An 11,950-nucleotide genomic window follows, 5' to 3' on the forward strand; every position below is an offset into this window, starting at 1 on the left:
CGCGTTCTACTTAGCCGCGGAAGCCTGGGGGGTCAGAGCGGTGGGCAGCCCGAAGGTCTCGAAGAGCCCGTCCTCGAAGAACATGCCCACGTGCCGGACCGCGCCGCCGGACAGGGTCAGCACCATGATCGCGAACTGCCGGTAGCCGCCGTCCTCGCGGAAGTAGACCGCGAACGCCGGCTGCCCGTTGGCCGCGACCGGCACCAGCTTGAGATCGCCGGCGCGCTCCGCGGGACACTGCGTCCTGGTGAGCTCGGCGATGGTCTCCGGGCCTTGATACCAGCCGGTGAAGGGCGGCATCTCCCAGATGGCGTCCTCGGTGAACAGGTGCACCAGGTCGTCCACGTCGTAGTTCTCGAACGCGGCGACGTAGCGGTCGAGCAGGGCCCGCTGCTCGTCGGTGAGCGGCTCCACCGGGTCGTCGAGGCTTGGCGAGCGCTCGCTGAGCTGGGCCCGCGCCCGCTGCAGGATGCTGTTGACGGCGGCGGTGGACAGGCCGACGGCCTCGGCCACCTCGGCGGCCTTCCACCTGAGCACGTCGCGCAGGATGAGCACCGCGCGCTGCCGGGGCGGCAGGTGCTGCAACGCGGCGACCAGCGCGAGCCGGATGCTCTCGCGCGCCGTCACGATCGTGGCCGGGTCGTCGCCCGCCACGCCCGCGAGCGCGTCGGGCACCGGCTCCAGCCACGGCACCTCGTTGTCCTGGGCCAGGGGAGCGGTCGCCTCGGAACTCGGCGCGCCGAGGCCGCTCGGCAGCGGACGCCGGCCGCGGCTCTCCAGCGCCGTCAGGCAGGTGGTGGTCGCGATGCGATACATCCACGTGCGCAGCGAGGAGCGGCCCTCGAAGCCGTCGTAGGCCCGCCACGCCTTCAGATAGGTCTCCTGCACGAGGTCCTCGGCGTCGTGCACCGACCCCGTCATGCGGTAGCAGTGCGCCAGCAGCTCGCGTCGCATGGGATCCGCCTGCTGGAGGAAATCCTCATTCGTCGGCTTGTCGCTCATGCCCTATGTATAGTCGCCGCCACCGACAATTCGCCGCCTCAGTGCGCGAGGGTGAGGACGATCTTGCCCGTGGTGCGGCCGGTCTCGCCCATCTCGTGCGCCTTGGCGGCCTCCTCCAGCGGCAGGACCGCCGCGACCGACACCCGCAGCCGCCCGGCCGCCACCAGCGCCGCGATCGCCCGCAGGGACGCCTGGTCGGGCTCCACGAGCATGGCCTCCGAGCGGATGCCGAGCCCGGCCGCCCGCTCGTGCAGCCCCGGCTCCATGCGGCTGAGGGCGAGCGAGATCATCGTGCCGCCCGGCCGCATCGTACGCAACGAGCGCGGGCCGTAGTCGCCGCCGACGGACTCCAGCACCACGTCCACGTCCCGGACGACCTCGGCGAAGTCGTGAACGCGGTAGTCGATCAGCTCGTCGGCCCCGAGGCCGCGCAGGAAGGCGTGCTTGGCGGCGCCGGCGGTGCCGATCACGTGGGCGCCGCGGGCCTTGGCGATCTGCACCGCCAGGTGGCCGACGCCGCCCGCGGCGGCGTGCACCAGCACCCGGTGGCCCTCCCGTACGCCGGCGACGTCCACGAGCGCCTGCCAGGCGGTCAGCCCGGCCAGCGGGATGCCGGCGGCCTGTACGTGGTCGAGGCCGGCGGGCTTGCGTACGAAGTGACGGGAGGGCGCGGTGACGTATTCGGCGAAGGCCCCGTGCCCCTGCGGGTAGCGCAGCAGGCCGAACACCTCGTCGCCCGGCTTGTGGAGCACCTGGCCGACGCCGGAGGCCACCACCTCGCCGGACAGCTCCCAGCCGAGCACGAACGGCGGCGGCGTGCCCAGCAGCCCGCCGGTGGCGCGGGTCTTCCGGTCGGTGGGGTTGAGCCCGGCCGCCCGCACCCGTACGAGCACCTCGGTCGGTCCCGGCTCCGGGCGGTCGACCTCCACCAGCTTCAGCACCTCGGGGCCGCCCAGGGCGTCCTGACTGATCGCCTTCATCCTCATTCGATCAATGATGCGGGACCGATCAGATGTCGGCGAGCAGGCGCGAGGCGGCGGTCTCGATGCGGCGCTGGATCTGGTCGTAGGTGCGCCGGCCGCGCAGCATCTCCAGCAGCTCGTGCACCCAGATGCCGGCCAGTGACCCGGCGAGGTCGCGCTGCTCCTCGCTCGCCTGCTCGAAGCTCAGCCCCTCGGCGGAGACCCGCAGCAGCAGCCCGGCCATGCGATCACCGAACGGCGTCTGCACCTCGGCCATGATCAGCGAGCGGATGAGCGCGTCGGCCAGCTCGGGCTCGCGCATGAGCCCGCGGGTGGCGCGCATCAGCACGTCGACCGCGCGGCCCTCGGGCGTGGCCGCGCCCGGCGGGCGGCGCTCGATGCTGCTCTCCAGCAGGTCGATCTCCTCGCCGACCACCGCCACCACGAGGTCCATCTTGGAGGGGAAGTAGCGGTAGAGCGTGCCGAGGGCGACGCCGGCCCGCTCGGCCACCGTGCGCATCTGCATGGCCTCGACCCCGCCGCGCGAGGCGAGGGCGGCGGCGGCCTGGACGATGCGCTTGCGGCGCTGGGTCTGGCTGCGGGTGCGGACGCTCCCCTCGCCGTCGGAGGAGGTGGCGACCGTCGCGGACGGTGTGCGCATAAGAACACGTTATCTGATGCACCGGCGCCGCGGCTTGTTACTCGGCGGTCACAAAGAACCCCTATCAGCCCATGTCTATCGCGTTACGGGGATATAACGCGACTTTTCGGGATGATTGGCCACTGGACATTAAATAGAATCTGTTCTAGTTTGCGGTTTGCTGACCGAGCGCTTGGTGTGGAGGCGGCATGACCGCGAACACCCTCGCGGCCCTGCTGACCGCACGGGCCGAGGACGGACGACCTGGCCTGCTGTTCGAGGACACGGCCTGGACCTGGCGCGAGCACGTCGCCGTCTGCCGCGCGGCGGGCTCCTGGCTGGCCGGCCGCGAGACCGGATCGCATGTCGGGGTGCTCAGTGACAACGTTCCCGGCCTGCTCTTCCTGGTGGGCGGCGCGGCGCTGACCGGGCGTCCGGTCGTCGCGCTGAACCCCACGCGATCGGCGGCCGAGCTGGCCCGCGACGCCCGCGCGACCGACGTCGGCCTCGTCCTGTTCGACGACCCGTACGAGGAACTGGCGCGCTCCCTGGGCCTGCCCGCCCGCCCGCTGTCCGGCGCGACCGGGCCGGGCCCGCTTCCCGAGCGGGAGCCCGACCCCGGCGAGCTGGTGTTGCTGATCTTCACCTCGGGCACCTCGGGCCGCCCCCGCGCCGTCCGCGTCACCCAGCGCAAGCTGGCCGTCCCCGGCACCAGCCTGGGCGCCCTGCTCACCCCGGACGACGTCGTCTACTGCTCGATGCCGCTGTTCCACTCCGGGGCCCTCATGGCCGCCTACGCGCCCGCCGTCGCCTCCGGGGCCGCCCTGGTGCTGCGCCGCCGCTTCTCCGCCTCGGGCCTGCTGCCCGACATCCGGCGGTACGGCTGCACGTACCTCCACTACGTCGGCAAGGCGCTCTCCTACGCCCTGGCCACCCCGGAACGCCCGGACGACGCCGACAACCCGCTCAAACTGGCCTTCGGCAACGAGGGCAGCGCGGTCGCGATCAGGCGCTTCGGCGAGCGGTACGGCTGCCACGTCATCGACGCCTTCGGCTCCACAGAGACCGCCGTCTCGATCAGCCCCGACCCGGCGGGCCCGCCCGGCAGCCTCGGCCGCCTGCCCGAGGGCGTGGCGATACTGAACCCGTACACCGGCGAGCCCTGCCCGCCCGGCCGGGTCGAGGACGGCCGGCTGCTCAACCCGGACGAGGCCGTCGGCGAACTGGTCAACACCGCCGGTCCCGGCCTGTTCGAGGGCTACTACAACGACCCCGAGGCCGACGCGGAACGGCTGCGCGACGGCGCGTTCTGGTCCGGCGACCTCGCCTGGCGGGACGCCGCCGGCCACGTGTTCTTCGCCGGGCGCGGCACCGAGCGCCTGCGCGTGGACGGCGAGAACCTGTCGGCCGCCCCCGTCGAGGCCGCGCTGCGCGAGTTCCCCGGCGTGGTGGAGGCGGCGGTCTACCCGGTGCCCGACGCGGCCGCGGGCGACCAGGTGATGGCGGCGCTGGTGCTGGCGGGCGGGTTCGACCCGGAGGCGTTCACGGCCTTCCTGGCCGCCCGGCCCGACCTCGGCGCCAAGTCCCTGCCCCGGTACGTCCGCCTCGCCGACCGGCTGCCGCAGACGCCCTCGCACAAGGTCGTCAAACGGGTCCTCGCCCGCGAGGGCTGGCGTACCGATGATCCGGTGTGGTGGCGCACCCCGTCCGGGCTGCGCCCGCTGACCGGCGCGGACGTGAAGGCCATCGAGGAGGAGTTCGTACGGCACGGCAGGCAGCACCTCTTGGAGACGTAGGGGAACAGACGTGGACTTCAACCTGGACGAGACCCAGCAGGACGTGCGGAGACTGGCCGCGGACGTGCTGGCCAAGGAGGCGGACGAGGAGCGGCTGCGGCAGGCCGGGCTGCTGAGCCTGTGCGTGCCCGAGGAGGCGGGCGGCGCGGGACTCGGGCCGGTGGAGATGGCCGTCGTGCTGCGGGAGGTGGGCGTGAAGGCGGCGGCCGTCCCCGGGCTGCCCGCGCTCGCGGGCACCCTGGCCCTGGCCCGCCACGGCACGCCCGAGCAGCAGCGGCGGCACGCCGACGGCATCGCGCTCGCGGTGCGGGAGCCCGGCCGCGCCCTGGCCGCCCCACCGGAGACCATCGCCCACGACGACGGCGGCTGGACGCTCACCGGGCGCAAGGTCACCGTCATGTACCCCGGCGCGGCGGCGCTGGTGACCGCCGGCGAGGGCCTGTTCCTGGCCGAGGTCCCCGGCACGACCCCGGAGCGCACGTCGACCGGCGAGCCCGCCGCCACCGTCGTGCTCGACGGCGCCCCCGCCGAGCGGGTGGCGGGGCCGGAGGCCGCCGCCGACGTCCGCCGCCTCTACACCGCCGCGATCGTCGCCCAGGCGAGCGGCGTGCTCGCCGGGGCGCTGGAGCTGACCACCGCCCACATCAGGACGCGGCGGCAGTTCGGCCGCGCGCTGGCCGAGTTCCAGGCCGTGACCATGCAGATCGCCGACGTCTACATCGCCGGCCGGGCGCTCGACGTGGCCATGTGGTCGGCGCTCTGGCGGCTCGGCGAGGGCCTGCCGGCCGAGGAGGACCTCGCGCTGGCCGCCTATCACGCGGCCGAGGCGGTCAAGGCCCTGCACACCTGCCAGCACCTGCACGGCGGCCTCGGCCTCGACGTCACCTATCCGCTGCACCGCTACTTCGCCCAGGCCAAGCACCTGTCCTACCTGCTCGGCGGCGCCGACGCCCAGCTCGACCTGATCGGAGCGCTCGTCTGATGCTCATCGACCTCACCCCGGAGCAGCGCAGGCTCCGCGACGAGCTGCGCGCGTACTTCCAGGGCTGCCTGACCGAGGAGGACCGCCGCCGGATCGCCGAGGACCCGTTCGGCGAGACGTACATGGAGCACTGCCGCCGCCTCGGCCGCGACGGCAAGCTCGGCCTCGGCTGGCCCAAGGAGTACGGCGGCGCCGGCTACGGCCCCCTGGAGCAGCAGATCTTCGCCAACGAGATCGCCCGCGCGGGCGTGCCGTACCCGATCATCACGGTGCAGACGGTGGGCCCGACGCTCATGCAGTACGGCACCCCCGAGCAGAAGGACTTCTTCCTGCCGCGCATCCTCGCCGGGGAGTGCCACTTCGCGATCGGCTACAGCGAGCCGGAGGCGGGCACGGACCTGGCGTCCCTGCGTACGACGGCGGTGCTCGACGGCGACCACTACGTCGTCAACGGCCAGAAGATCTTCACCAGCGGCGCGCACTACGCGCAGTACATCTGGCTGGCCGCCCGGACGAACCCCGAGGCCAAGAAGCACAAGGGCATCACCATGATGATCGCCTCCACGGACGATCCCGGCTACTCCTGGACCCCGATCGTCACCATGGACGGCCGCCACCACACCAACTCCACCTACTACTCCGACGTCCGCGTCCCGGTGAACATGGTGGTCGGCGAGGTGGACAAGGGCTGGGACCTGATCGTCAACCAGCTCAACCACGAGCGGGTCACGCTCGGCCCCGCCGGGAACCTCGGCCAGACCTACGACCGGTTCCGCGACTGGGCCCGCCGTACCGGCCTGGACGGCGAGCCCGACGTGCGCCGCGCCCTCGCCCGCCTGTGGGCGGCCCTGCGCACGAACGAGCTGCTCAACTGGCAAGTCGCGGCCAACATGGACCTCGGCTGGCTGGGCGCGCCCGACGCCTCGGCCACCAAGATCTACGGTTCGGAGCGGATGCAGGAGGCCGGCCGGATCGTCGGCGACGTGCTGGCCCGCCACGGCGACCCCGCCGATCCCGGGACGGCCGAGCTCATCGAGCGGACCGACCTCGGGGCGAAGGGCGCGGTGGTGCTGACCTTCGGCGGCGGCGTCAACGAGGTGCAGCGGGAGCTGATCGCGATGCTCGGCCTGAGCCTGCCGAGGCCGCCCCGATGACGGCCCCCGAAATGACCGACGAGGAGTTGCACGAGCTCGCCGCCAAGCAGACGGCGCTGGGCGAGCTGCGCGGCACGCCCGCCGTCGACCCGGTGAACGTCCCGATGATCCGCCACTGGCTCGCCGCCATGGGCGACGAGAACCCCGTTTACCTGGAGCGCGGCCTCGCCCCGCCCGCGATGGCGCAGGTGTGGACCATGCCGGGCCTGCGCCGCGCCGTCAAGGACCGCTCGCCGGTGGACGAGCTCATGGCCGCGCTCAACGCCTCCGGCTACACGGGCGTCGTCGCCACGAACTGCGAGCAGGTCCACCACCGCTACGCCCGCGTGGACGAGGTCCTGACCCCCGCCACCCGCTTCACCAGCCTGGCCGGCCCCAAACGGACCGCGCTCGGGGTCGGCTTCTTCGCCACCTGGAACGTCACCTGGTACGCCGGCGACGACGAGCCGGTGGCCGAGATGTTGTTCCGCGTCCTGAAGTTCCGCCCACGGGAGAAGCAGCCCGCGAAGACGCCCTATCCGCTGCGGCCCGCCGTCAACCAGGACACCGCCTTCTTCTGGGAGGGCGTGCGCCAGGGCGAGCTGCGCGTCCAGAGCTGCGCCGACTGCGGCCTGCTGCGCCATCCGCCGGGCCCGCTGTGCCCGCAGTGCCGCTCGGCGAACCGCTCGTACGCCGTCGCGTCCGGCCACGGCACCCTCTACAGCTACGTCGTGCACCACCGGCCGCCGGTGCCGGGGCGGGAGACGCCGTTCGTGGTGGGCGTGGTGGAGCTGCCGGAGGGCGTCAGGGTCGTGGGCAACGTCGTGGACTGCCCGATCGAGGAGGTGGCGGTCGGGATGCCGCTGCGGGTGACGTACTGGCCGATGGACGACGAGCTCGTCCTGCCGATGTGGACGCCGGGGGAGCCGTGAGCGAGGAACGGGACGTGCTGCCGGAGCTGTCGATCGACCTGACGCCCACCCTGGTCGTCGCCACGGCCCTCGCCACCATGGACCCCACGCCGGTGCACCACGATCCGGCGCTGGCCCGCGCGCAGGGCTCGAAGGACATCTTCCTCAACATCCTGACCACGATGGGGCTGGTCGAGCGGTACGTCACCGACTGGGCGGGCCCGGCGGCGGTCATCCGGCGCATCGACGTCAAGCTGGGCGTGCCCGCGTACGCGGGGGACCGGCTGAGCTTCACCGGCACCGTCGTCTCGCGCGCGGACGGCGAGCTGACCGTCGAGGTGCGCGGCGCGGTCAGCCTCGGCGACCACGCGGTCGGCACCGTCACCCTGACCCTGCCCGAGGGGGAGTACCCGTGTTGAGCGGACGCGCGGCGGTCGCCGGGATCGGCGCCACCGAGTTCAGCAAGGAGTCCGGGCGTTCGGAGCTGCGGCTCGCCGCCGAGGCCGTGCTCGCGGCGCTGGACGACGCCGGGCTGTCGCCGGCCGACGTGGACGGCCTGGTCACCTTCAGCCAGGACGCCAACCAGGAGATCGCGGTCGCCCGCGAGGTCGGCGTCGGCGACCTCACGTACTTCTCCCGCGTCGAGTACGGCGGCGGCGCGGCCTGCGCGACGGTCGCGCACGCGGCCATGGCCGTGGCCACCGGCATGGCCCGCACCGTCGTCTGCTACCGCGCCTTCAACGAGCGCTCAGGACGCCGCTTCGGCCAGCCCGACGCCCGCCTCGGCGGCCAGCCGACCTCGCAGGGGCTGGAGATGAGCTGGCACGTGCCGTTCGGGCTGATGACGCCGGCGGCCTGGGTCGCCATGTTCGCCCGCCGCTACATGCACACCTTCGGCGCCACGTCGGAGGACTTCGGCCGGGTCGCGGTGGCCATGCGCAGGCACGCCGCCACCAACCCCGCCGCCTGGTTCCACAGCCGGCCCATCACGCTGGAGGAGCACCAGTCGTCGCGCTGGATCGTGGAGCCGCTGCGCCTGCTCGACTGCTGCCAGGAGAGCGACGGCGCGGTGGCCCTGGTGGTGACCTCGGCCGAGCGCGCCCGCGACCTGCGCAGGTCGCCCGCCGTCATCGCGGCGGCAGCTCAGGGCTCGGCCGCCGGGCAGCTGATGATGACGAGCTACTACCGGGACGACATGAGCGGCCTGCCGGAGATGGGGGTCGTCGGACGGCGGCTCTGGGAGATGTCCGGCCTGTCCCCGTCGGACATCAGGATCGCCATCCTGTACGACCACTTCACCCCGTTCGTCCTGGCCCAGTTGGAGGAGCTGGGCTTCTGCGGCCGGGGCGAGGCGCCCGCCTTCATCGCGGACGGCGGCATCGAGCTCGACGGCCGCCTTCCCGTCAACCCGCACGGCGGGCAGCTCGGGGAGGCGTACATCCACGGCATGAACGGCATCGCCGAGGCGGTCCGCCAGATCCGCGGCACGGCCGCCAACCAACTCGGCGGCGTCGCGAACGTCCTGGTCACGGCGGGCACCGGCGTACCGACCAGCGGCCTGATCCTGTCCGCGGGCTAGGGGGTCCAGGCGCCCGCCACCTGCCGGGTGGAGGCGTTGAGCCGGTTCCACACGTTGATCGAGGCGATCGCCAGGACGAGGCCGCCGAGCTGCCGCTCGTCGAAGTGGCCGGCGGCCTCGTTCCAGATCTCGTCGGACACCGCCTCCGGCCGGTCGGCCAGCCGGGTGACGGCCTCGGTGAGCGCCAGGGCGGCCCGCTCCTCGTCGGTGAAGTACGGAGCGTCGCGCCAGCCGGCCAGCGCCCACACCCGCTCGTCGCTCTCGCCGTTCTTCTTCAGGTCGCGCCCGTGCAGCTCCAGGCAGACGCCGCAGCCGTTGATCTGGCTTGCGCGCATGTAGACGAGGTCGAGCAGTCCCTTCGGCAGGCCGGTGCCCGCCACGCTCTTGCCGAGCGCCTGAAGCGCCTGCATCGCGCCGGGGACGACGAAGGCGGGGTTGCCCATACGTGCTTCCATTGGTGGTCTCCACGTTGTCCGGTTGAAGGTCTCTCACTCGCTCTGAACCGGCGGCGAAGGAGAATGTGACCAATGAACGAAGAAAAAGAACTGACCGCCATGTTCGAGGCGCACCGGGATCATCTGCGTGCGGTGGCGTACCGGATGCTGGGCTCGCTCAGCGAGGCGGACGACGCGGTGCAGGAGACGTGGCTGCGGCTGGAGCGGACCGACGTCCGCGATGTGGCGAACATGGGCGGCTGGCTCACCACGGTCGTGGGCCGGGTCTGCCTCAACCTGCTGCGCTCCCGGCGTACGCGGGGCGAGGAGCCCCTGGAGCCGAGCATGCCGGACCCCGTGGTGACCTCGCCGGAGGGCGTGGACCCCGAGCACGAGGCGCTGCTGTCGGACTCGGTGGGGCTGGCGCTGCTCGTGGTGCTCCAGACGCTGGAGCCGGCCGAGCGGCTGGCGTTCGTGCTGCACGACATGTTCGCGGTGCCCTTCGACGAGATCGCGCCGATCGTGGACCGCACCCCCGCCGCGACCCGGCAGCTCGCCAGCCGCGCCCGCCGCAGGGTGCGGGACGGCGCCGTCACGCCGGACCCCGACCTGGCCCGGCAGCGCGAGGTCGTGGACGCCTTCATGGCCGCCTCGCGGGCCGGCGACTTCGACGCCCTGGTCGCGGTGCTCGACCCGGACGTGGTGCTGCGGGCCGACGCGGGCGGCGCGCCACGGACCTGGCTGGAGGTGCGCGGGGCGCTGGAGGTGGCCGGGCGAGCGTTCATGTTCCGGCGCTTCGCCGCGTACGTGCGGCCGGTGCTGGTCAACGGCGTGGCCGGGGTGGTCACGGCGCCGGAGGGCCGGCCGCTGTCGGTCATGGCGTTCACCGTGGCCGGCGGCAGGGTGGTCGCGCTCGACATCCTCCAGGACGAGGACCGGCTGGCCGCGCTGCTGGGCGCGTAGCCGGTCCCCGGGAGGGGCTAGGGGTTGAAGATGGTGGGCACGGAGAAGAACACGATCATCGCGATCGCCACGCAGACCAGGAAGCCGACCAGCTCCCAGACCCAGTCGTAGTGGCGCTCCTTGCGGCGGCGCTTCTTCTCCGGGCGCGGCTTCAGCTCGGGGCGGCGCTTGGGGACGGGCCGGGCGCGGACCGGGCGCGGCTCCAGCGCGTCCCGCGCCGGGGCCGGGGCGTCCTTGCCCGCGGGCTCGTCCTCCCACGGCAGGCGGTAGACCGGTTCGGCGGGCTTGGCGCGCGGCTGGAACAGCGGCGCGGTCTCCCGGACGGGTCCGTCCTCCTCCTGTCGCGGGTCGCCGGGCTGGAGCGGGCGGGCCGGGCCCTTGTGCACCAGCACGTCGTCGGCGGGGGTCGGCTGGGAGCGGCGCACCGGCTCCGGCCGGCGCAGCCCGCCTCGCCCGGCCGGCGGTGCCGGCGGAGTGAACGGTGAGGGCTCGCCCGGCAGCAGCACGTCCCCCGTCGCGTACGGCTCGGGGGAGTCCTTGGGCAGCAGCACGTCGCCGGTGGCGAACGGCTGCGACCCGTCCTCGGCCGGGGCGGCCATGAAGAACGGCCGTTCCGGCGGCAGCGGCGGGACCGGCGTCCGCTTGGCGCGCTGTGCGTCGTCGAAGGCCCCGAGCGGGTCCCTGAGCGGCCGGGTGAGGCCGGGAGGGGGGCCGAGCGGGGCGCGCAGCCGGGGCATCGGGGCCGTGGTGGCCTCGTGCTCGGACACCCGCGAGGCCGCCGGCGGCGACAGCAGCTCCGCCGGGAAGATCACGGTGCTGGTCGCGGGATCGGCGTCGGCCAGCGGCTGCGGCCAGACGGGCGGGCTCGGCCAGCGCGGCTTGACGAACAGCGGCGCGGGCTGGGCCGTACGCGAGCCGGCGAAGTGGATGCGCAGCGCGCCGGGCGGCTGCGGCCACGGCAGGCGGCCGAGCACGTCGCGGAGCGGCGCGACGGCGAGCGCGCCGTAGATGTCGGCGACGGGCTTGGGCACGCGGGCGCCGATCGAGGCCAGCGCCGTGCCGAGGGCCTGGCGGAACCGGTGCCCGGCTCCCACGGCCAGCTCTTCCGCGGTGTCGGGGGCGACGTCGAGCACCCAGGCCAGCTCGGCCTTGCTGAGGCCGCAGACCGCGCACAGCACCAGCACCTCGCGCTGGTGGAGGCGCAGCTCGCGCAGGGTGCGTTCGACGAGGGCGGTCGCCGGGTCGATGAGGGGGTCGACGGCGGGCGGGGAGTAGACGACGTCGCGCCGGTGGATCTCGCGGCGGGCGAAGGCGTACAGAGCGGCGCGGGGCGGCTCCGCGGCCGGGACGGCGTTGAGCACCGCCAGCAGGACGTCGGAGGCGGAACCGAGGTCGCCCAGCTGGTCGGCGCAGTACGCGAACAGCCCGGCGGCATGGCGGTCGTAGAGCTCTGCGATCAGTTCGGCGCGTGGGCGCTGATCGGTGAGCGGCTGGGACACGGGGCCGGATCCTCTGGGTGCGGACGCTGAGGGTGTGAGGGGTGCGCGT

12 protein-coding genes are annotated in these 11,950 nt (G+C 73.5%); 7 read left to right on the forward strand and 5 right to left on the reverse strand.

Annotated elements, in window-relative coordinates:
• Nucleotides 1-6: 6 nt before the first annotated feature.
• The 3 genes from SMD20_RS37555 to SMD20_RS37565 are packed head-to-tail and all read right to left on the reverse strand — an operon-like array spanning nucleotide 7 to nucleotide 2,625.
• The gene (locus SMD20_RS37555) at nucleotides 7-1,002 is read right to left on the reverse strand and encodes a sigma-70 family RNA polymerase sigma factor (RefSeq protein ID WP_329590374.1); all 996 of its coding nucleotides are present in this window, start codon (nucleotides 1,000-1,002) and stop codon (nucleotides 7-9) included.
• Nucleotides 1,003-1,040: 38 nt separating this feature from the next.
• A complete protein-coding gene (locus SMD20_RS37560; protein WP_329592809.1) occupies nucleotides 1,041-1,982 on the reverse strand; it encodes an NADP-dependent oxidoreductase in 942 nt (313 codons plus the stop codon).
• A 28-nt stretch (nucleotides 1,983-2,010) separates the two neighbouring features.
• Nucleotides 2,011-2,625 carry a TetR family transcriptional regulator gene (locus tag SMD20_RS37565; RefSeq protein WP_329590376.1) on the reverse strand — a complete coding sequence of 205 codons (615 nt, stop codon included), beginning with the start codon at nucleotides 2,623-2,625 and terminating at the stop codon, nucleotides 2,011-2,013.
• Nucleotides 2,626-2,813: 188 nt separating this feature from the next.
• Here SMD20_RS37565 and SMD20_RS37570 point away from each other — a divergent pair, with 188 nt between their 5' ends.
• Genes SMD20_RS37570 through SMD20_RS37595 form a run of 6 tightly spaced genes read left to right on the forward strand, consistent with a single transcriptional unit; the run spans nucleotide 2,814 to nucleotide 9,005 of the window.
• Nucleotides 2,814-4,400: an AMP-binding protein gene (locus SMD20_RS37570; RefSeq protein ID WP_329590378.1), complete on the forward strand. Its 1,587-nt coding sequence runs from the start codon at nucleotides 2,814-2,816 to the stop codon at nucleotides 4,398-4,400.
• A gap of 10 nt (nucleotides 4,401-4,410) precedes the next feature.
• Nucleotides 4,411-5,382, forward strand: a complete 972-nt coding sequence (locus SMD20_RS37575) for an acyl-CoA dehydrogenase family protein (protein WP_329590379.1) — start codon at nucleotides 4,411-4,413, stop codon at nucleotides 5,380-5,382.
• Entirely contained in the window at nucleotides 5,382-6,536 is a 1,155-nt protein-coding gene (locus tag SMD20_RS37580; RefSeq protein ID WP_329590381.1) for an acyl-CoA dehydrogenase family protein, read from the forward strand. Before SMD20_RS37575 ends, SMD20_RS37580 begins: the two co-directional genes overlap by 1 nt.
• Nucleotides 6,533-7,447 carry a Zn-ribbon domain-containing OB-fold protein gene (locus SMD20_RS37585; RefSeq protein WP_329590383.1) on the forward strand — a complete coding sequence of 305 codons (915 nt, stop codon included), beginning with the start codon at nucleotides 6,533-6,535 and terminating at the stop codon, nucleotides 7,445-7,447. Before SMD20_RS37580 ends, SMD20_RS37585 begins: the two co-directional genes overlap by 4 nt.
• The gene (locus SMD20_RS37590; RefSeq protein WP_329590385.1) at nucleotides 7,444-7,845 is read left to right on the forward strand and encodes a MaoC family dehydratase; all 402 of its coding nucleotides are present in this window, start codon (nucleotides 7,444-7,446) and stop codon (nucleotides 7,843-7,845) included. Before SMD20_RS37585 ends, SMD20_RS37590 begins: the two co-directional genes overlap by 4 nt.
• Nucleotides 7,842-9,005: a lipid-transfer protein gene (locus tag SMD20_RS37595; RefSeq protein ID WP_329592811.1), complete on the forward strand. Its 1,164-nt coding sequence runs from the start codon at nucleotides 7,842-7,844 to the stop codon at nucleotides 9,003-9,005. The genes SMD20_RS37590 and SMD20_RS37595 overlap by 4 nt, the downstream gene beginning before the upstream one ends.
• On the opposite strand, the gene SMD20_RS37600 is transcribed toward SMD20_RS37595, so the two are convergent.
• Nucleotides 9,002-9,460, reverse strand: a complete 459-nt coding sequence (locus SMD20_RS37600; protein ID WP_329590386.1) for a carboxymuconolactone decarboxylase family protein — start codon at nucleotides 9,458-9,460, stop codon at nucleotides 9,002-9,004. The two genes, SMD20_RS37595 and SMD20_RS37600, sit on opposite strands and share 4 nt — an antisense overlap.
• Before the next feature lie 72 nt (nucleotides 9,461-9,532).
• Between SMD20_RS37600 and SMD20_RS37605 the strand changes: the two genes are divergently transcribed.
• The gene (locus tag SMD20_RS37605) at nucleotides 9,533-10,402 is read left to right on the forward strand and encodes a sigma-70 family RNA polymerase sigma factor (RefSeq protein ID WP_329590388.1); all 870 of its coding nucleotides are present in this window, start codon (nucleotides 9,533-9,535) and stop codon (nucleotides 10,400-10,402) included.
• A 17-nt stretch (nucleotides 10,403-10,419) separates the two neighbouring features.
• Here the strand turns inward: SMD20_RS37605 and SMD20_RS37610 are convergent, their stop codons facing one another.
• Nucleotides 10,420-11,901 carry a hypothetical protein gene (locus SMD20_RS37610; RefSeq protein ID WP_329590390.1) on the reverse strand — a complete coding sequence of 494 codons (1,482 nt, stop codon included), beginning with the start codon at nucleotides 11,899-11,901 and terminating at the stop codon, nucleotides 10,420-10,422.
• Nucleotides 11,902-11,950: the final 49 nt, after the last annotated feature.

Source organism: Nonomuraea sp. LP-02 (assembly GCF_036289125.1).
Classification (GTDB): Bacteria; Actinomycetota; Actinomycetes; order Streptosporangiales; family Streptosporangiaceae; genus Nonomuraea; species Nonomuraea bangladeshensis.